Source organism: Aeromonas sp. 604282, assembly GCF_049170575.1.
Lineage (GTDB): Bacteria > Pseudomonadota > Gammaproteobacteria > Enterobacterales > Aeromonadaceae > Aeromonas > Aeromonas veronii_A.
Genome location: NZ_JAAKMV010000010.1, coordinates 40347 through 59720, shown reverse-complemented (window position 1 = coordinate 59720; position 19374 = coordinate 40347). Strand labels below are relative to the sequence as shown.

At 61.1% G+C, this 19374-nt stretch carries 16 protein-coding genes; 7 read left to right on the top strand and 9 right to left on the bottom strand.

Translation table 11 applies throughout. From position 1 onward, the window contains the following. Nucleotides 1–24 precede the first annotated feature (24 nt). On the bottom strand, nucleotides 25–537 hold the full coding sequence (locus tag G5367_RS13055) for a lipocalin family protein (RefSeq protein ID WP_019446574.1): 513 nt from the start codon (nucleotides 535–537) through the stop codon (nucleotides 25–27). Between the two features lie 17 nt (nucleotides 538–554). After that, nucleotides 555–1457 carry an AraC family transcriptional regulator gene (locus G5367_RS13050; RefSeq protein WP_005339751.1) on the bottom strand — a complete coding sequence of 301 codons (903 nt, stop codon included), beginning with the start codon at nucleotides 1455–1457 and terminating at the stop codon, nucleotides 555–557. Between the two features lie 157 nt (nucleotides 1458–1614). Here G5367_RS13050 and yqhD point away from each other — a divergent pair, with 157 nt between their 5' ends. From yqhD to G5367_RS13015, 7 genes are all read left to right on the top strand, one after another. Continuing rightward, a complete protein-coding gene (gene yqhD / locus G5367_RS13045) occupies nucleotides 1615–2778 on the top strand; it encodes an alcohol dehydrogenase (protein ID WP_201958756.1) in 1164 nt (387 codons plus the stop codon). Nucleotides 2779–3285: 507 nt separating this feature from the next. Continuing rightward, nucleotides 3286–4812: a Re/Si-specific NAD(P)(+) transhydrogenase subunit alpha gene (gene pntA / locus G5367_RS13040; RefSeq protein ID WP_421245073.1), complete on the top strand. Its 1527-nt coding sequence runs from the start codon at nucleotides 3286–3288 to the stop codon at nucleotides 4810–4812. An 11-nt stretch (nucleotides 4813–4823) separates the two neighbouring features. Then, entirely contained in the window at nucleotides 4824–6308 is a 1485-nt protein-coding gene (gene pntB / locus G5367_RS13035; protein WP_005339759.1) for a Re/Si-specific NAD(P)(+) transhydrogenase subunit beta, read from the top strand. 98 nt (nucleotides 6309–6406) lie between these two features. Continuing rightward, a complete protein-coding gene (locus G5367_RS13030; protein ID WP_421245074.1) occupies nucleotides 6407–7186 on the top strand; it encodes a substrate-binding periplasmic protein in 780 nt (259 codons plus the stop codon). Nucleotides 7187–7464: 278 nt separating this feature from the next. Continuing rightward, nucleotides 7465–8751: a serine dehydratase subunit alpha family protein gene (locus G5367_RS13025; protein WP_421245075.1), complete on the top strand. Its 1287-nt coding sequence runs from the start codon at nucleotides 7465–7467 to the stop codon at nucleotides 8749–8751. A gap of 133 nt (nucleotides 8752–8884) precedes the next feature. Next, nucleotides 8885–10285 carry an L-cystine transporter gene (locus G5367_RS13020; RefSeq protein ID WP_421294456.1) on the top strand — a complete coding sequence of 467 codons (1401 nt, stop codon included), beginning with the start codon at nucleotides 8885–8887 and terminating at the stop codon, nucleotides 10283–10285. A gap of 98 nt (nucleotides 10286–10383) precedes the next feature. Continuing rightward, nucleotides 10384–11712, top strand: coding sequence for a CoA-disulfide reductase (locus G5367_RS13015; RefSeq protein WP_421294454.1), 1329 nt, complete (start codon nucleotides 10384–10386; stop codon nucleotides 11710–11712). A gap of 77 nt (nucleotides 11713–11789) precedes the next feature. Here the strand turns inward: G5367_RS13015 and arnF are convergent, their stop codons facing one another. From arnF to arnB, 7 genes are read right to left on the bottom strand one after another with little or no spacing between them, the layout of a single operon-like run. Continuing rightward, complete coding sequence (gene arnF, locus G5367_RS13010; protein ID WP_337073285.1) at nucleotides 11790–12197, bottom strand: 4-amino-4-deoxy-L-arabinose-phosphoundecaprenol flippase subunit ArnF; 408 nt, start codon at nucleotides 12195–12197, stop codon at nucleotides 11790–11792. Then, nucleotides 12194–12538, bottom strand: a complete 345-nt coding sequence (locus G5367_RS13005; protein WP_421245077.1) for an EamA family transporter — start codon at nucleotides 12536–12538, stop codon at nucleotides 12194–12196. Before G5367_RS13005 ends, arnF begins: the two co-directional genes overlap by 4 nt. After that, entirely contained in the window at nucleotides 12538–14181 is a 1644-nt protein-coding gene (gene arnT / locus G5367_RS13000; protein WP_041234025.1) for a lipid IV(A) 4-amino-4-deoxy-L-arabinosyltransferase, read from the bottom strand. The genes G5367_RS13005 and arnT overlap by 1 nt, the downstream gene beginning before the upstream one ends. Before the next feature lie 31 nt (nucleotides 14182–14212). Continuing rightward, complete coding sequence (arnD, locus tag G5367_RS12995) at nucleotides 14213–15112, bottom strand: 4-deoxy-4-formamido-L-arabinose-phosphoundecaprenol deformylase (protein ID WP_421245078.1); 900 nt, start codon at nucleotides 15110–15112, stop codon at nucleotides 14213–14215. Then, entirely contained in the window at nucleotides 15105–17096 is a 1992-nt protein-coding gene (gene arnA, locus G5367_RS12990) for a bifunctional UDP-4-amino-4-deoxy-L-arabinose formyltransferase/UDP-glucuronic acid oxidase ArnA (RefSeq protein WP_421245079.1), read from the bottom strand. The genes arnD and arnA overlap by 8 nt, the downstream gene beginning before the upstream one ends. Continuing rightward, nucleotides 17093–18073: an undecaprenyl-phosphate 4-deoxy-4-formamido-L-arabinose transferase gene (gene arnC / locus G5367_RS12985; RefSeq protein ID WP_421245080.1), complete on the bottom strand. Its 981-nt coding sequence runs from the start codon at nucleotides 18071–18073 to the stop codon at nucleotides 17093–17095. Before arnC ends, arnA begins: the two co-directional genes overlap by 4 nt. Before the next feature lie 6 nt (nucleotides 18074–18079). Then, a complete protein-coding gene (gene arnB, locus G5367_RS12980; protein WP_421245081.1) occupies nucleotides 18080–19216 on the bottom strand; it encodes a UDP-4-amino-4-deoxy-L-arabinose aminotransferase in 1137 nt (378 codons plus the stop codon). Between the last annotated feature and the right edge of the window lie 158 nt (nucleotides 19217–19374).

Below are 19374 nucleotides of genomic sequence, written 5' to 3'. Positions count from 1 at the left end.
GCCCTTTGTCATTTCACGACTGGCTTAAGGGTTCTGCTTGACCCAAATCAGCTGGTCGGTGGCAAAGCCCAGCGACTTCGCCTTGGCGACCAGCGCATCCACCTTCGCCTTGGGCGGGTTGGGTGAGCGGGAGAGGATCCAGAGGTAGTCGTGGTTGTAGCTGGTCACCAGCGAGAGCTGGTAATCGGGGTCGAGGTCGATGACGTTGTAGCCGCCGTAGAAGGGGCCGAAGAAACTCACCTTGAGCCGCGCCTCGTCTGGGTTGCCGACGAAGTAGGCCTTGCCCTCGGCTTCGCGCCAGCTGCCATCGCTCTGCTTGCCGCGGTTGAGCACCTTGACGCCGCCATCGTCCCGCAGGCTGTAAGTGGCGCTCACCTGCTCCAGCCCCCGCTCGAAACTGTGGTCGAGGCGGGCGATTTCGTACCAGGTGCCAAGATAACGGTCGAGCTGGAAGCCGGTAACGGGGCGAATGCCGTCGGCAATCCCGGTACAGGCCGTCAGCAGTAAAGCGGTGAACAGGCAAAGCAGTGAACGCATAAGTAATCCCTCTCTTGTTATCCCTCGATGATGCGCAGCTGGCCATCCCGGAAGCGGGAGGCCTGATCCGTCGGCGTGCTGCCGAAGAAGCGCTTGTACTCCCGACTGAACTGGGAGTTGCTCTCGTAACCGACTCTGGCCGCCGCGGTGCCCGCCTTGATGCCGTCGTGCAGCATCATCATTCGCGCCTTGTGCAGGCGAAACGACTTGATGTACTGCAACGGCGAGGTAGCGGTGACCGCCTTGAAGTGGTGGTGAAAGGCGGAGACGCTCATGTTCACCTCTCGCGCCAGCTCCTCCATGGTGAGGTTGTCGGCATAACGGGACTCTATCATACGCAGCACCCGGGCGATTTGGCCCACATGGTTGTGGCGATTGGCGAGCGCCTGCAGCGCCGGGCCGCCCCCCTCGGTGAGAGCGTGGAACAGCATCTCCCGCACCGTCTGCGGTCCCAGCACCCTGGCGTGCAGCGGGTTGTCCATCAGCTCGATCAGTCGCTCGGCAGCGCAGAACATGGTTTCCGACAGGGGGACCGAGTGGACGCCGCTCTTTTGTGGCGCGGGGGCGGGCAGGGCATCGCCCAGCTCCAGCAGCAGCTCTTGCAGGGTTACCAGATCGATCTCGATGGTAAACCCGATAAGCGGCTGCTCGGGGGAGGCGAAGCACTCGCACTCGCAGGGCAGCGGCAGGGTCATCAGCAGATAGTGGTTGGGGTCGTAGCGAAACACCTGATCCGCCAGATAACCCACCTTGTGTCCCTGCAGGATAACGATCATCCGCGGTTGGTAGAGCACCGGGGTACGGCCATGGTGCTCGGTGGTATAGATGAGGTTGACCTGTTTCACCGGTGATGGGGTGATGCCGGGGGCGGTGACGTGGCGGGTCAATCTGGTTGCGAGGTCGCTGTAACGGTTTTGCATGGGTGCTCTTTGATTCGACTGTTCCGGTTTTCGCTGCTTTGTAGAAATAGGCAAGAATCAAGCAGGATGTTGTCTTGATGGTAGAGTGGTTCTGGAGAAAAATGCAATCACGATTTCGCGGCCTGGCCGCCCCGACTATCAGAAGAAGGCAATGTCGATGAACAACTTTACTCTCCATACCCCGACCAAAATCCTGTTCGGCCAAGGGCAGATCGCCCAGCTGCGCGAGCAGCTTCCGAGCGACGCCCGCGTCATGATCACCTACGGTGGCGGCAGCGTGGTACGCAGCGGCTTGCTGGAGCAGATCCGCAACGAGCTGGCTGGTATGACCCTGTTTGAATTTGGCGGCATCGAGCCGAACCCGGCCTACGAGACCCTGATGGGGGCCGTGGAGCTGGCCCGTGCCGAGCGGGTCGACTTCCTGCTCGCCGTTGGCGGTGGCTCCGTGCTCGATGGCACCAAGTTTATCGCCGCTGCCGCGCACTACGATCTGGCCAAGGATCCCTGGCACATTCTCGAAACCGTCGGTAGCGAAGTGCGCTCCGCCATCCCGCTCGGCTCGGTGCTGACCCTGCCGGCGACCGGTTCCGAAATGAACATGGGTGCCGTCATCACCCGTCGCAGCAGTGGCGACAAGGTGCACTTCTTCTCGCCGTTCGTGATGCCGCGCTTCGCCGTGCTGGATCCGGTGCTCACCTACACCCTGCCCGAGCGTCAGGTGGCGAACGGGGTAGTGGATGCCTTTGTTCACATCGTTGAGCAGTACCTCACCTATCCGGTCAATGCCAAGGTGCAGGATCGCTTCGCCGAAGGCTTGCTGCTGACCCTGATCGAAGAGGGCCCCAAGGCGCTGGCCGAGCCGCACAACTACGAGGTGCGCGCCAACATCATGTGGAGTGCCACCATGGCGTTGAACGGCCTGATCGGCGCCGGTGTGCCGCAGGATTGGGCCACCCACATGCTGGGTCACGAGCTGACTGCCCTGCACGGCCTAGACCACGCCCAGACTCTGGCGGTGGTGCTGCCCGCCCTGCTGCAGGCCAAGCGCAAACAGAAGCATGCCAAGCTGCTGCAATACGCAGAGCGGGTGTGGGGTCTGAGCAGCGGCAGCGAAGCGGAGCGCATCGACGATGCCATCGCCGCTACCCGCGACTTCTTCGAGCGGATGGGGGTCAAGACCCGACTGCGCGACTACGGTCTGAAAGATCTGGGTATCGACACTCTGATCGGCAAGCTGGGGGAGCACGGTATGACTGCCATCGGCGAGCACGGCGATATCGATCTGGTGCAGAGCCAGCATATTTATGAAGCGGCCTGGTAAGGGCCTCCAATCGGTGCCAAACGGGCGAAACGATTGAATTGCCGGGGCCCTCTCCCGCCATCTGGCGGCTGAGCGGCCCCGCTTTTGTTGGGAAAATGTTACTTTTCGGCGTTTCGCTGCGAGAAGTGAGACGAAAGCGGATTTCGTAAGAACAAAAAACGCTAAGATAGAGGGCCGGTAAAACATTTTTTTTGACTGGTTGGATCACTTTTTTCAGCCGTTTTTACTGGTATAAGCCTCTAATTTGGTTTGTTTTTTTTAATCGTAGCCAGGGATGGGCTGAATTCTGTACGAGTGCCGTCGGGACTGCGGTTGTAATAAAACTCCAAAATTTGATACTAATCACCTTCGCGCCTGAAAAGCGGGGGCCTGACCATGACAGGAGGTTGAGGTAAAGCCTACTGATTTTCATAACAAAGAGCCCTGGACCTGCACTTTGGTCATGTCTTGTTTCGTCAGAAGTGAGACACTGGGCAGCGATTGTTTATTAACCATCAGGGAATAGTCATGCAGATTGGAATACCGAGAGAGAGTCTCGCCGGTGAGACCCGGGTCGCAGCGACCCCGGCTACCGTCGAGCAGCTGAAAAAGCTCGGCTTCGAGGTCGCCATCGAGACCGGCGCAGGCCTGTCGGCCAGCTTCGATGATGCCGCCTTCGAGGCTGCCGGTGCCAGCGTGGTGCCGAATGTCTGGCAAGCCGACCTTATCTTCAAGGTCAATGCGCCGACCGATGCCGAGATCGCACAAATTAAAGATGGCGCCACTCTGATTAGCTTCATCTGGCCTGCCCAGAACCCTGAGCTGGTCAAGAAGCTGTCCGAGCGCAACATCAATGTAATGGCGATGGATATGGTGCCGCGGATCTCCCGTGCCCAGTCCCTCGATGCCCTCTCCTCCATGGCCAACATCGGTGGCTATCGCGCCGTGGTTGAAGCTGCGCACCAGTTCGGTCGCTTCTTCACCGGTCAAATCACCGCAGCCGGTAAAGTGCCGCCTGCCAAGGTGCTGGTGATCGGTGCCGGTGTAGCCGGTCTGGCCGCCATCGGTACGGCCGGTTCCCTCGGTGCCATCGTGCGTGCGTTCGATACCCGTCTGGAAGTGGCCGAGCAGATCGAATCCATGGGTGGGGAATTCCTCAAGCTGGACTTCGGTGGCGAAGACGGCGCATCCAGCGATGGTTACGCCAAAGTCATGTCCGATGAGTTCATCAAGGCCGAGATGGAGCTGTTCGCCCAGCAGGCCAAAGAGGTGGATATCATCATCACCACCGCCCTGATCCCGGGCAAGCCGGCTCCCAAGCTGATCACCAAAGAGATGGTCGACAGCATGAAGCCGGGCTCCGTCATCGTGGACATGGCCGCTCAGGCTGGCGGCAACTGTGAATACACAGTGCCGGGTGAACTGCATGTCACCGCCAACGGCGTCAAGGTGATTGGTTACACCGATCTGCCGGGCCGTCTGCCTGCCCAATCCTCCCAGCTCTACGGTACCAACCTGGTCAACCTGATGAAGCTGATGTGCAAGGAGAAGGACGGCAACGTTGCCATCGACTTCGAGGACGTGGTTCAGCGCAACATGACGGTGATCCAGGCCGGTGAAGTGACCTTCCCGCCGCCCGCCATCTCCGTCTCTGCCGCCCCGCAGAAACCGGCCGCCGCCAAACCGACCGCCAAGAAGGAAGAGGCCAAGCCCTCCAACAAGAAGTTCGTGTTCGGTGCTCTCGGCATCGCCGCCTTCGGCTGGATTGCGTCCGTTGCCCCGGCAGCCTTCCTCTCCCACTTCACCGTATTTATCCTGGCCTGTGTGGTCGGTTATTACGTGGTGTGGAACGTCTCTCACGCCCTGCACACGCCGCTGATGTCGGTCACCAATGCCATCTCCGGCATTATCGTGGTCGGTGCCCTGCTGCAGATCGGGCAAGGGTCGACCCTGGTCACCGCGCTGGCGTTCATCGCCGTGCTGATTGCCAGTATCAACATCTTCGGCGGTTTCACCGTCACTCAGCGCATGCTGAAGATGTTCCGTAAGGATTAAGGGGGTTTAACGTGTCTCAAGGACTGGTAACAGCATCCTATATCGTTGCCGCCGTGCTCTTCATCCTCAGTCTCGCGGGACTGTCGAAGCAAGAAACGGCCAAGCATGGCAACCTGTTCGGTATCGCGGGTATGGCTATCGCCCTGCTCGCCACCGTATTCAACCCGGAGACCAGTGGTGTTCACTGGATCATTCTGGCCATGGTGATCGGCGGTGCCATCGGCGTGCGTCTGGCACTCAAGGTCGAAATGACCGAGATGCCCGAGCTGGTGGCCGTGCTGCACAGCTTCGTGGGTATGGCAGCGGTGCTGGTGGGCTTCAACAGCTTCATCGATCTGCACCCCTCTGCACCTGCTGAGGTGGTCGTCTCCGTCGGTTCCAACCTGGATGCCACTCTGGCAGCCGCCCGTGCGGCGTTCGAGCAGGCCAACAGCGTTGCCCAGGTCGAGCACCTGACCGGCGCCATGCTGAACATCCATCTGGTCGAGATCTTCCTGGGCGTCTTCATCGGTGCCGTAACCTTTACCGGTTCCGTGGTTGCCTTCGGCAAACTGCGCGGTCTGATCTCCTCCAAGCCACTGATGCTGCCGCACCGCCACAAGCTGAACCTGCTGGCCGTGGTCGCTTCTCTGGCGCTGATGGTCTACTTCGTCAACGCGGGCGGCTCTACCTTCGCCCTGCTGGTGATGACCCTGATCGCCTTCGCCTTCGGCTGGCATCTGGTTGCCTCCATCGGTGGCGCAGACATGCCGGTGGTAGTCTCCATGCTGAACTCCTACTCCGGTTGGGCGGCGGCGGCGGCGGGCTTCATGCTCTCCAACGACCTGCTGATCGTCACCGGTGCCCTGGTGGGTTCCTCCGGTGCGATCCTCTCTTACATCATGTGCAAGGCGATGAACCGCTCCTTCATCTCCGTGATCGCCGGTGGCTTCGGCTCCGATGGCGTGGCCTCCACGGCTGATCAGGAGATGGGCGAATACCGCGAAACCAGCGCCGAGGAAGTGGCTGACCTGCTGAAAAACTCCAGCTCCGTCATCATCACCCCGGGCTACGGTATGGCGGTGGCGCAGGCACAGTATCCGGTGGCTGAAATCACCCAGAAGCTGCGTGATCGTGGCGTCAAGGTGCGCTTCGGTATCCACCCGGTTGCCGGTCGTCTGCCTGGCCACATGAACGTGCTGCTGGCGGAAGCGAAAGTCCCGTATGACATCGTTCTGGAAATGGACGAGATCAACGACGACTTCGCCGATACCGACACCGTGCTGGTGATTGGTGCCAACGACACCGTCAACCCGGCCGCGATGGAAGATCCGGGCAGCCCGATCGCCGGTATGCCGGTGCTGGAAGTGTGGAAAGCGCAGAACGTCATCGGCTTCAAGCGCTCCATGAACACTGGCTACGCCGGTGTCCAGAACCCGCTGTTCTTCAAAGAGAATACCCAGATGCTGTTTGGCGATGCCAAGGCCAGCGTCGAGGCAATCCTGAAAGCACTGTAAGTGCCATTCAGAGACTGGATATCAAGGAGGCTTCGGCCTCCTTTTTTATTGCTCATCCCTTGTATATCCTCAATCCATACGGACCATGAGGGATCTCCATGATGTGGTGTCAGGGTTGGCGAAGGATCGGGTTGTACGGTTGGCTGCTGGCCTCCCTGTTTGGTGCTGGTTCGGCTGTGGCGACAGACGAGCCGCCGACTCTGACGCTGCTGACCGAGCTGTGGCCCCCTTATGTGATGCGTGGTGACAATGGCGAGCTGGCCGGCGCCGATCTCGATCTGGCCTGTACCGTGTTGCGCCAGATGGGTTATCGCACTGAAATCAGGGTGCTGCCCTGGAAGCGGGTTCTGCAGCAGGCCCGTCTCAAGCAGGGGGATGCGGTAGTCGACGTCTTCTTTGAACCTTCCCGCCAGCACTGGCTTCACTACCCCGAAGAGCCGCTCTCTTACAGCGGCGAAGTGCTCTTCTATCCGGCAGCTCGCCCGGTGGATTTCAGGCAGCTCTCCGATCTCAAAGGTCTGCGGATAGGTATTCAGGAAGACTATGCCTACAGCCCCGATTTTCTGACCGATCCCGAGGTGATACGGGTACCGATGACGGGGGAGGGGAATGCCGTCAAGCAGCTCCACCTGATGATGGCCGGTCGGCTGGACGGGGTAGTGCTCAACGAACGGGTTGGTCACTATCTGCTGCACACTCAGGGGCTGCAGGATCAGGTGGATCATGGCATGCGCCTGCTGACCGACGACAACCGCAATTTCCTCGCGTTTACCCACAAGCCAGGCCACGACCAGCTGGCCATCCGCTTTTCTTCCACCCTCAAGGCATTCAAAAAAACTGCTGCCTACAAGCAACTACTGGCCCGCTACCATCTCTAGGCAGCCCCTCCGTCTGTGCGTTACATCACAATTTGTCGCGCTTTGTTAAAAGATGGGCATAATGGCGCTGAAAAAGCGATGTTGCGCAACTTAATTTGATTTTATTGATATTAAAATCAAATTAAGTTGATTGGTATGGGCTGTCATCAGACGGCCACCTCTCTCGCGACGCCACGGCGACGCGTTCCTGCTTGATGTTGACCCAGTGTCACCCTTTTTTACCATGCTGTTGCCTGTGGCGATGACAGGTATTGCACTACCAAGATGAGAATGCACAGATGAAACCACAATGGACCGACTTTGTTACCCTGCTCAAGCGTGAAGTGGTGCCGGCCCTGGGCTGCACCGAGCCGATGTCGGTGGCGCTGGCGGCAGCCAACTGCCGCAAGCTGCTGGGGGAGACCCCGACCCGCATCAGCGTCTGGGTCAGTGGCAATCTGTTCAAGAACGGCATGGGAGTCGGGGTGCCGGGCACCGGCATGATCGGCCTGCCGGTAGCCGCTGCGGTCGGTATAACAGGGGGCAATCCCGATGCCGGGCTGGAGGTGCTCAAGACCCTCACACCAGAACAGGTGGAAGCGGCCAAGGCGCTGCTGCCCGCCATCAAGGTGGATGTGAAGGATGTACCGGATGTGCTCTACGCCGAGGTGCTGGCCGAAGTTGAAGGCCATAGTGCCCGGGTGGTGATCTGCACCGACCACACCCGTATCATCCTGATGGAGAAGGATGGCGAGGTTCTGATGGAGCAGGCCAGTGCCCCCGGCGTGCAGATCCAGCCAGCCAAATCCGCCAAACCGACCATGACCCTGCGGGAGATCGTCGATTTTGCATTGGAAGTGCCGCTGGCGGAGATCGACTTTATCCGCGAGGCCGCCACCATGAATCAGGCGCTGGCAGATGAAGGGTTGCAGGGTTACGGCCTGAAGATCGGCAAGATCCTCACCGAACAGGTGGAGCGCAAGCTGCTCTCCGATGACCTGATGACCCTGGCGATGCGCCTCTCCTCCGCCGCCTCCGATGCGCGGATGGATGGTGCCATGCTGCCCGCCATGTCCAACTCCGGTTCCGGAAATCAGGGCATTGCCGCCACCATGCCGGTGGTCGCGGCCGCCCGCTTCCTCAAGGCGAGCGACGAGCAGCTGACCCGGGCACTGGTGATGAGCCATCTGGTGGCCATCTACATCAAGACCTATCAGAACAAGCTGTCGGCCCTCTGCGCCGCCAGTACCGCCGCCATGGGTGCCGGTGCCGCCATCACCTGGCTGCTGGGCGGCCAGTATCAGCAGATCAGCCACTGCATCAACAACATGATTGGCGATGTCTCTGGCATCATCTGCGACGGCGCGGGCAGCGCCTGCTCCATGAAGGTCTCCACCTCCACCTCGGCGGCGGTAAAGTCTTCGCTGATGGCCATCAACAACCTGCATGTCCCCCAGAGCGAGGGGATCGTTTCCGATGATGTGGACCAGACCATCGCCAATCTGGGCCGCCTCTCCAAAGAGGGGATGCTGGATACCGACATCGAAATCATCAACATCATGCGAGCGAAACAGCAGAAGCAGTGAATCTGTGACAAGGGGGCGATAGACCCCCTTGTTCTTGTCACGACGGCGCAGACCGTCTGACACGGTTGCCAGGGCAAGCATGGCGCTTGCTCTTGTTTCTCGGGCGCAAGCCCGCTTTTTGGGGAGTCATACCATGACATTTAGCGTTATCGGCAATCTGGCCATCGCCGCCATCTTGCTGTTCTTTCTCTACCGGTTACAGGAAAAACATGTGAGCTTCACCCGCCGGGTATTTGCCGGTCTGGGGCTCGGTATTCTGTTCGGCGCCGCGTTGCAACTGCTTTACGGTGCAGGTTCGCCCGTCATTGTTCAGACCATCGACTATCTGGATATCGTGGGTAGCGGCTATGTGAAGCTGCTGCAGATGATCATCATCCCGCTCATCATGGTCTCCATCATCAGCGCCATCCTCAAGCTCAATGGCGGCACTGCGCTGGGCAAGATCAGCGCCATGACCATAGGCGTGCTGATCTTCACCACCGCCATCGCCGCCGGGGCGGGCATCCTGATGTCCAACCTGTTTGGCCTGACCGCTGAAGGGCTCACCTCCGGTGCCGCCGAGAGCGCCCGGGGCGCCGCGCTGCAGACCACCCTCGGCAGCGTCGAGAGCATGTCTTTCGCCAAGATGATGCTTGAGTTTATTCCGGCCAACCCCTTCCTCGACATGACTGGCGCGCGCAAGACCTCCACCATCGCCGTGGTGATCTTCTCCATCTTCATCGGCCTCTCTGCCACCGGCATCGCCCGCAAGAAGCCGGAGATTTTCGCCAGCTTCAGCCACTTCGTGGCTGTGGCTCATGCCATCGTGATGCGAATGGTGACCCTGGTGCTGCGCTTGACCCCGTTTGGCGTGCTGGCGCTGATGTCCAAGGTGGTCTCCGGTTCCAACTATGCTGACATCCTCAACCTGCTCAGCTTTGTGATGGCCTCTTACGGCGCCATCGCCATCATGTTTGTCGTGCACCTGCTGCTGGTGAGCATGGTCGGCATCAACCCGCTGCGCTTCCTCAAGAAGATCACTCCGGTGCTGGCGTTTGCCTTCACCTCGCGCACCAGTGCGGGCTCCATTCCGATGAACGTGCAGACCCAGACCAAGTCGCTGGGTATTCCGGAGGGGATCGCCAACTTCGCCGCCTCCTTCGGTTCCACCATCGGCCAGAACGGCTGTGCCGGTATCTATCCGGCCATGCTGGCCGTGATGATTGCCCCGACCGTCGGGGTCAACCCGATGGATCCCGGCTTTATCATGACCCTGATCGCCATCATCACCGTCAGCTCCTTCGGGGTGGCCGGCATTGGCGGTGGCGCCACTTTTGCCGCGCTGATCGTGCTCTCCGCGCTGGACTTCCCGGTGGCGCTGGCCGGTCTGCTCATCTCCATCGAGCCGCTGATCGACATGGGCCGTACCGCGCTCAACGTTTCCGGCTCCATCACCGCAGGGACGGTCACCAGCCGCCTGATGGGCGAGACCGACATGCATGTGTTCAACAGCGATCACGAAGTGAGTCTGGACGGCGAAGAGTCCACCGTCTGATTTGCTGTCGGTTGATCTGCCCGTGGAAAGGGGCGACTCTTTCCCGTCATAGACCGCAGGGAGGGCATGCCCTCCCTGCGCCATTGAGAGGAAAAACTATGAGAATTCTGATCATCGGTGGTGAAGCCGCCGGTATGAGTGCGGCGGCCAAGGCGCGCCGTCTGGCCAAAGATGCCGACATCGTGGTGTATGAGGCCTCCGAGGTGATCTCTTTCGGTGCCTGCGGCCTGCCTTACTTCGTCGGTGACGAGTTTCAGGAGCCCGGTTACATGGCCGAGTTCACCCCCGAGCAGTTCGCTGCCAAGGGTATCGAGGTCAAGATTGGCCATCGGGTATTGAGCGTTGACGCAACTGCCCAGACCCTGCAGGTGGAGCACAACGGCGACACCTTCACCGATCGCTACGATCGGCTGATGATCGCCACCGGCGCCCGCGAAGTGATGCCACCCATCCCCGGCTTGCAGCAGGAGGGGGTATTCGGTCTGCGCCGGATGGCCGACGGACTGGCGCTCAAAGCTGCGGTACAAGACAAGAGCAATCGCCGCGCCGTGGTGATCGGTTCCGGCTTTATCGGGTTGGAGGTGGTCGAGGCGCTGGTACATCAGGGCAAGGAGGTGCGTCTTATCGAGCTGGCGGATCGGGTTATTTCCGATGCGTTTGATGGCGAGATCACCCAGCACATCGAAACCGAGCTGCGCGAGCAGGGAGTCTCTCTCCATCTTGGTGAGCGGGTCGAAGCGCTGCTGGGGGATGGCCGGGTGACCGGCGTGCGTACCAGCCAGGGCGAGTACGAGGCCGATATCGTGGTGGTCTGCACCGGGGTCAAGCCCAACACCGAGTTTCTGGCCGATACCGGCATCGAGCGACTCGGCAACGGCGCCATCAAGGTAGATCGGCAGGGGCGCAGCTCGCTGGCCAACGTCTGGTCGGCCGGTGACTGTGCCAGCGTCTGGCACAGCGTGAAGCAGCAGCAGGTCTATGTACCGCTCGCCACCATCGCCAACAAGCTGGGGCGCATGGTGGGCGAGAACCTGGCGGGTGCCGAGCAGGAGTTCCCGGGTACCCTCGGTTCTGCGGCGCTCAAGGTGCTGGGGCTGGAGGCGGGTCGTACCGGCCTCTCCGAGCAGGAAGCCAAGGCGATGGGTATCGACTATCGCACCGTGGTGATCAAGGACAAGTGCCACACCAACTACTGTCCGGGTCAGTCCGACATTCATGTCAAGCTGGTCTATGAGGCGGGCAGCAAGCGGCTGCTGGGTGGTCAGATCCTCGGTCGCAAGGGGGCGGTCCACCGCATCGACGCGCTGGCGGTGGCCATCACCATGGGAGTGACCACCGAGCAGCTCGGCATGCTGGACTTTGCCTATGCGCCGCCCTTCTCCCGCACCTGGGATGCCCTGAACGTGGCGGGTAACGTCGCCAAATAAAGGGGGGCAGGCCAACCTGACAGTGACAAGAGGCGGCACAGGGTGCCGCCTCTTTTTTCGCTTAACCTTGCCCTTTGTCAGGAACCGGCAGGGGGAGTCTGCCGCTCCGGCTTGCTTGCCGCAGGTTTGCTGCCGACCAGCACTGCGCCGAAGAAGATAAGCGCAACGCCTGCCGCCTTGCTCGCCACCAGCGGTTCGGCAAAGGCCGGCATGCTCACCGCCAGCAGATAGACCAGCCCGTAACTGGTGCTGAGCAGCGGGTAGGCGATATTGAGCGGCGTCGAGTGCAGCGCCGCCAGCCAGCAGAGCAGCGACAGCCCGTAGCAGAGGATGCCGATGGCGATGGTGAGGAGCGGCAGGGGGTGAGCCAGCATCACGGCGGGATCGGCTTGCCACTCAGGGAGGCTGATTGCCCCCCACTTCATGCAGAGTTGCGCCACCGTCACCAGCACTATGCTGCCCAGTACGTAGAGATAACCCTTCATAGCAGACCTCCCAACAACAGGGCGCCGACGATGATGGCGGCAGCCCCCAGCCAGTTGCGGCTGCTCACCGGCTCGCGGAAAAAGAGGCGCGAGCCGAGCATCACCAGCACCAGATTGAGGCTGAGCATGGGGTAGGCCATGCTCAGTGGCAGCCGCTGTAGCAGGTAGATCCAGAGCAGCATACCGCTGCCAAGGGCTGCAACGCTCCCCAGAAACCAGGGGGAAGCGAGCTTCTGCCAGTGGTCGTGCGGTGTGCGTTGCCAGCTGATGACCGCCTGCTTTTGCAGCATCTGTCCCGCACTGGTGAGGAGGCTGACCAGCAGGAGGAGCAGGATATCCATCAGCGACTCCCGTGGTAGACGAGCAGAGTGAAGCGGTGACTGCGGATGGTCTGGTCTGCCGGAGGCAGCGCAGCGATCTCCTCGTCATCATTGGTGCGCAGCAACAGGGCTACCTGCCCCTTCTTGCGTGCCTGTGCCAGCCAGTTCGGGAACTCCTCTTGCGTGATGTAGCGCCCCTTGCCATCGGGATAGTCAAGGCCATATCTCAGCTCACCCATGCTATCGAGCAGGTTGACCTCGCTGCGTTTGGTCTCCCAGGCGATGGAGGAGGCGGTACCCACCTCGTTGGCCAGCAGGGTGTGGGACTCCATCAGGATCTCCCGGTTGGCCTTGATGAAGTGCTCGGGCAGTTTGGAGTCCACCAGCGATAACGGCAGCGCCAGCGGCAGGGCGATGGCCAGCACCATGGGACAGAATGCACTCAGCTGCCAGCTACGGGCGGGGGCTACCAGCTGGATAAAGCCAAGCAGCGACCAGCCGACGAAGATGGCCATGGCGATGGCCAGCTTGCCCATCTCGTGGCGGCCGTAGACCGCATGTTGCGGCGAGAAGGCCAGTACCGCCAGCACTCCCACGCAGATCAGGCCAAACAGGCCGTTGATCCAGGCGTTGAGGCGAAATGGCTGATCCCGTCCCTCCTTCAGGGCATTGACCGCGCTGTTGGCGAGCAGGATGGCCAGCGGGGCGAAGCAGGGCAGAATATAGGTGAGCAGCTTGCCCTTGGCGATGCTGAAGAAGATGAAGGGCAGTACCAGCCAGGCCAGCAAATAGAGAGTCTGCGGACCTACCTTGCGCTCCTGCCACCCTTGTCGGAATGCTCCCGGCAGTAGTCCCAGCCAGGGCAGGGTGCCGAGCAGTCCCATCGGCAGGTAGTACCAGAAGGGGGATTTGTGTTGGGCATCTTCCGAGGCGAAACGCTGGATGTGCTCAATCCAGAAGAAGTAGTGCCAGTAGTCCGGCTCCCGCTGATGAATGGCGATGGCCCAGGGGGCGGCCAGCAGGGCGGCGCTCAGGATGGCCAGCGGCCCGAAGCGCACCAGCTCGAGCAGGCGTCCCCGGGTCAGCATATATGGGACCAGCACGATCACCGGTACCGCCAGCGCGATGAACCCCTTGGTGAGAAAGCCCATGCCGCAGGCGAGACCAAATAGCAGATAGCCCGCCATCCTGCGACCGGGTGGCCCCTCCTGCCGGATGAGGTAGAAGCTCACCATGGCGGCGTTGAGCCAGAGGGTCACCATGGCATCCAGCACACTGTAGGTGCCGATGCCGTAGACAATCAGGGTCGAGAGATAGATGAGGCTGGCGAACCACGCCTTGCGCCGGCACTGCCAGAGCTGGAGGGTAAACCAGAAGACCAGCAACGCGCTCAGCCCGGTCGAGGCGGCCGAGGCGAAGCGGACGGCAAAGTTGCTCTCGCCGAACATCAGCTGGCTGAGGCTGTTGAACCAGTAACCGGCGATGGGTTTCTCGAAGTAGCGCAGGCCGAGGAAGTGGGGCACCACCCAGTCACCCGTGGTGACCATCTCCCGGCTGATTTCGGCGTAACGGTTTTCGTCCGGGCTCCACAGCATCCGCTGGTTGAGCGGCAGCAGGTAAAAGAGCAGAAAGAAAAGGGGCAGGGCCCATCGGGTCATCTTCATGAGATCCTCGGTTGCAATCTGGTGAGCGGGTTCATGGGGCTGCCTTGCAGCCGAGCCACCCTTCACGTCCCGGCAGGGTGCCGCGCAGCAGGTGACCGGTCGGTAGTTGAGTCGGGTCGGACGGGAGCAGCTCGCCAAGGGGGACGAAACGGATGCCACGCGCTTTGGCTTCGCCGAGCAGGGCATCGAACTGATCCGCCATGACGATCCCCTCCACCTCGGCGTGGATGGTGTAGACATGGGGGCCCTGTTGCGGTGTGGCGGTCAGCTGCTCCAGCAGGAAGTGGTTGAAACCGTCGACCGTCACCTGATGCCCCACCACCTCGTCGAAGGTGGGCAGGTTGACCGGGATCTGCGGGGTGCCGGGCCGTCCATCCTCCAGAATGGGGCGGAACAGGCCGCAGCCGCGGCAGTCGCTGTTGTAGCGAAAGCCGAACTGCTCCTTGGCCTGGGTGGTGAGCGGATCGGCTCGCCAGCCTGCTGCTGCGGAGCAATCCACTTCGCGCCCCAGGATCTCGCTCAGGGCATCGACTCCGAGCCGGGTCTGGCGGATCAGCTCGGCCTCGTCCCAGCGACCGGTGTTGGCCTGCCAGCCGTGGTGATCCCAGGCGTGCAGCCCCACCTCGTGACGGGCGCTGTCGGTGTCGCGCATCAGGGAGCCCAGCTCTTTGCCGATTGGCTTGCCGGGCCAGGCGGTGCCGGCCAGCAGGATATCGAGCCCATACAGAGATGCTGCGTTGGAACGCAGTATCTTGAGCAGGAAGCGGGGCTTGAGCAGGCGCCACAGGTGGCGCCCCATGTTGTCGGGACCGACCGAAAAGAAGAAACTCCCCTTCACCTGATGCCGGTCGAGCAGCTGCAGCAGGTGGGGAACCCCGTCACGGGTCCCCCTGAAGGTATCGACGTCGATCCGCAGACCCACTTCAGTCATGCTCGACTCCTGTGGTGACCGCCCCTTGCAGGAAGAAGTCCAGCGTCTTGCCGATGGTCTCTTCCATCTCGATGGTCGGTTCCCAGTCGATCAGCTTGCGGGCATTGCGGATGCTCGGACGACGGTGAGAGACATCCTGATAGCCGTCGCCGTAGAAGGACTTGCTCTCCACCAGCTTGAAGCCGGCGAACGGCGGGAAGTGGTCACGCAGCGGGTGGGCATCGAACTTGGCGAGCAGCACCTCCGCCATCTCGCGAATGCTCGCCTCGTTATCCGGGTTGCCGATGTTGATGATCTGGCCGTTGCAGCGATCGCCCTTGTTCTCGACGATGCGGAACAGGGCTTCGATGCCATCCTCGATATCGGTAAAGCAGCGCTTCTGGGCGCCGCCATCCACCAGCTGGATCGGGGTACCGTCCACCAGATTGAGAATGAGCTGGGTAATGGCGCGAGAGCTGCCGATGCGGGCGGAGTCCAGACTGTCGAGGCGCGGCCCCATCCAGTTGAAGGGGCGGAACAGGGTGAAGTTGAGCCCCTCTTTCTTGCCGTAGGCCCAGATGACCCGATCCAGCAGCTGCTTGGAGACGGAGTAGATCCAGCGCTGCTTGTTGATGGGGCCGACGATGAGGCGGGATTCATCCTCGTCGAAGCTGTGATCGTCACACATCCCGTATACCTCGGAGGTGGAGGGGAAGATGATGCGCTTGTTGTACTTGACGCAGTAGCGGACGATCTTGAGGTTCTCCTCGAAATCGAGCTCGAACACCCGCAACGGGTTACGGGTGTACTCGATGGGGGTGGCGATGGCCACCAGTGGCAGGATCACGTCGCACTTCTTGATGTGATACTCGATCCACTCGGTATGAATGCTGATGTCCCCCTCCACGAAGTGGAAGTTGGGGTGGCCGATGAAGCGATCCACGGCGCTGGAGCCGATGTCGAGGCCATACACTTCGTAGCCGCCATCCTTGAGCAGACGCTCGGTGAGGTGGTTGCCGATAAAGCCGTTGACGCCGAGGATCAGCACCCGGGTCAGGCGCGCCTTGCGCAGGGCATTGCTCGCCTTGGCGCCGATCTTCATTCCTTCGACCAGCCCCAGTTCGCGGGCCAGTTGGGCGCCGCGTACATAGAGCCCCCCTTCGGCCTGACCGGCCAGGATCTCCAGCACTCCTTCACCACAGGCCACGCGCAGCGGGTCGTGGGAGAGAATGGTGCCCGGCTGCTGGTTACTCTGGAGCGCCAGCGGCCGCGCCTTCCAGACCGTCAGCTTGCGATCGCCGGCAAAGCTGAAGGCCCCCGGATAGGGCTGGGTGACGGCGCGTACCAGATTGTTGAGCTCGCGGGCCGGGCGGTGCCAGTGCAGTTCGCCATCGGCCGGGGTGCGGCGGCCATAGTAGCTCGCCTTGCTGTCGTCCTGTGGGGTGAAGCGGCTCTCCCCGCGTTTGAGTTTGACCAGTTCACCTTCCAGCAGGGCATGGGCAGCTTGGCGTACCTTGCCATGCAGGGTCAGCGCCGTGTCGTCGTCGGCAATGGCCACCGCCTGCTGGGCGACGATATCGCCGGCATCGGGTTTGGCCGTCATCCGGTGCAGGGTGATGCCGGTCTCGGTCTCGCCGTTGACCAGACACCAGTTGATGGGGGCGCGGCCGCGATAGGCGGGCAGCAGGGAGCCGTGCAGGTTGAAGGCCCCGACGGTCGGGATATCGAGGATCTCCTGCTTGAGCATGTTGCGGTAGTAGAAGGAGAAGATGGCCTCCGGTGCCAGCTCGCGAATGCGCTCAATCCAGAGCGGATGGTTTACGTCTTCGGGGGAGAAGACCGGCAGGTCGTGCTCGGCACAGAGCTGGGCGACCGAGTCGAAGAAGCGGTTCTCGCCCGGATCGTCGGCGTGGGTAAAGACCGCCTGGATCTGATAGCCGGCCTGAAGCAGGGACTCGATACCGGTGCAGCCGATATCGTGATAGGCAAAGACGACAACGTTCATGATTGAGTTTCCTGTTGCGAAGCATCCGGGGTGGAGCGAACGATTTGGTGAATGAAGTAGCGGGGACGGGCGCGCACATCGGTATACATTCGGCCTATGTACTCACCCAGCAGTCCCATCCCGATCAGCTGTACGCCGACAAAGGTGAAGAGAATGGCAAACAGGGTGAAGACGCCATCTGCTGCCCAGTCGGCACCCAGTAACATGCGCAGCAGCAGCAGCAGGATCGAGAAGATGAAGCCGATCCCCGCCACCACGCTGCCAACGATGCTGAGCAGGCGCAGCGGGGCCGTGGTCATGCAGGTGACCAGGTCGTACATCAGGTTGATGAGGTGCATCAGGCCGTATTTGGATTCGCCGTGGGCCCGCTCGGCGTGGCCCACCTCCAGCTCTGTGGTACGGCGGGCAAAGCTGTTGGCCAGGATGGGGATGAAGGTGCTGCGCTCCTGACAGCAGAGCATGGCGTCGATGATGTGGCGGCGATAGGCGCGCAGCATGCAGCCGTAGTCGCTCATCTGGACGCCGGTCGCCTTTTGTACCGACTTGTTGATAAAGCGCGAGGCCGTCTTGCGAAACCATGAATCCTGCCGGTTTCGGCGGATGGTGCCGACCACGTCATACCCTTCCATGGCGGTGGCGACCAGCCGCGGGATCTCTTCCGGCGGGTTCTGCAGATCCGCATCCAGAGTGATCACCAGATCCCCAGTTGCCGTCTCGAAGCCCGCCATGATGGCGGCATGCTGACCATAGTTGCGGTTGAGCAGCACGGCGACCAGCTTGCTCCCTTCGCGATTGGCGGCTTCGCTGATGATGGTGGCGGATCGGTCATTGCTGCCGTCGTCGATCAGGATCACTTCGTAATCCTGGCTCAGCTGCTCGCAGGTGTCGGTCACCCGTTGCAGCAGTTCCGGCAGGCTCGCCTCCTCGTTGTAGATGGGGATGATGACTGAGACCCGTTTGATGTCGTTATGGTTCACGTATTGTTACTCCAGTATGTCGGTCAGGGCTGCCACGACCCGATCCACGTCGGAGAGCGTCATGTCGGGGAAGAGGGGCAGGGTGCAGAGCCGTGACGAGTTCCACTCTGTGTTGGGTAGCGAAAGATCCGGATAGCGCTCCCGGTAGTACTTCTGGGTGTGTGCAGCGCGAAAATGCAGGCCACTGCCGATGCCTCGCTCCTGTAGCGCCTGCATCAGCTGATCGCGATTGAGGCCGCACTGCTCGGGGTTGACCCGCACCATGAAGAGGTGCCAGGCATGCAGATGGGGGTAGGTGGGGATGGCAAGCGGTGCCAGCGGCAGGTTGGCCAGACGTTCATGGTAGCGAGACACCAGCTCGACCCGCTTGGCATTGAGCTCGGGCAGTCGGGCCAGCTGCACCAGAGCGATGGCGGCGTTGATGTCGGCCAGGTTGTATTTGAAGCCCGGCATGAGCACCTCCGCCTGCGGCTTGCGTCCCAGCGTCATGCGGTCGAAGGCATCGACCCCCAGGCCGTGGAATTTCAGCATGCGAGCCTTGTCGGCCAGCACCTGGTCATCGGTCACCAGCATGCCTCCCTCGGCACAGGTAAGATTTTTGATGGCGTGGAAGGAGAAGATGGCGGTGCCGGTTTCCCCGACCCAGCGCGCGCGATAGCGGGTGCCGACTGCATGGGCGGCATCTTCGATAACTGGAATATCGTGCTGGCTACCTAGGGCGAGGATGGGGTCGAGGTCGACCGGTGCCCCTGCGTAGTGGACCGGGATGATGGCCCGGGTGTTGGGGGTGATGAGTGGTTCTATCTGGTCGACGCTGACCATCAGAGTATTCCTGTCCACATCGACAAAGACCGGGGTGGCCCCCAGCAGGGTGATGATGTTGATGGTGGAGACCCAGGTCTGGGAGGGGGTGATCACCTCGTCACCCGGGCCAATCCCCAGCGCCATCAGGGTGACATGCATGCCCGCGGTCGCGGAGCAGAGCGCGACCGCATGCTGGCAGCCAAAGGTCTCGCAGAAACGCTGCTCCAGCTCATGATTTTTCGGACCCGTGGTGATCCATCCCGATTGCAGCACCTCGCTGACGGCACGGATCTCGGCCTCGCCCATGGCAGGCTTTGAGAATGGCAGAAAGTCTTTCATACGACTCCGGTCTTAATGTCGCAAAAAATAAAATGACGATGAAAATCGGCATTACCGATTTTCACTGGAAATATGCCTGGGGAAAGTGTCGAGATTGCTCGATATATTTTGAAAGTAGCTGAATAACGAGTTTTTATTCAAGCGCACAGCAACACTTG

Bases quoted from the DNA above. Each gene is read 5' to 3' on its own strand.
- G5367_RS13005 (WP_421245077.1), bottom strand. From the start codon at position 12,538: ATGGATATCCTGCTCCTCCTGCTGGTCAGCCTCCTCACCAGTGCGGGA.
- G5367_RS13020 (WP_421294456.1), top strand. From the start codon at position 8,885: ATGACATTTAGCGTTATCGGCAATCTGGCCATCGCCGCCATCTTGCTG.
- G5367_RS13025 (WP_421245075.1), top strand. From the start codon at position 7,465: ATGAAACCACAATGGACCGACTTTGTTACCCTGCTCAAGCGTGAAGTG.
- arnF (WP_337073285.1), bottom strand. From the start codon at position 12,197: ATGAAGGGTTATCTCTACGTACTGGGCAGCATAGTGCTGGTGACGGTG.
- G5367_RS13030 (WP_421245074.1), top strand. From the start codon at position 6,407: ATGATGTGGTGTCAGGGTTGGCGAAGGATCGGGTTGTACGGTTGGCTG.
- arnD (WP_421245078.1), bottom strand. From the start codon at position 15,112: ATGACTGAAGTGGGTCTGCGGATCGACGTCGATACCTTCAGGGGGACC.
- pntA (WP_421245073.1), top strand. From the start codon at position 3,286: ATGCAGATTGGAATACCGAGAGAGAGTCTCGCCGGTGAGACCCGGGTC.
- arnB (WP_421245081.1), bottom strand. From the start codon at position 19,216: ATGAAAGACTTTCTGCCATTCTCAAAGCCTGCCATGGGCGAGGCCGAG.
- G5367_RS13015 (WP_421294454.1), top strand. From the start codon at position 10,384: ATGAGAATTCTGATCATCGGTGGTGAAGCCGCCGGTATGAGTGCGGCG.
- G5367_RS13050 (WP_005339751.1), bottom strand. From the start codon at position 1,457: ATGCAAAACCGTTACAGCGACCTCGCAACCAGATTGACCCGCCACGTC.
- G5367_RS13055 (WP_019446574.1), bottom strand. From the start codon at position 537: ATGCGTTCACTGCTTTGCCTGTTCACCGCTTTACTGCTGACGGCCTGT.
- arnT (WP_041234025.1), bottom strand. From the start codon at position 14,181: ATGAAGATGACCCGATGGGCCCTGCCCCTTTTCTTTCTGCTCTTTTAC.
- arnA (WP_421245079.1), bottom strand. From the start codon at position 17,096: ATGAACGTTGTCGTCTTTGCCTATCACGATATCGGCTGCACCGGTATC.
- yqhD (WP_201958756.1), top strand. From the start codon at position 1,615: ATGAACAACTTTACTCTCCATACCCCGACCAAAATCCTGTTCGGCCAA.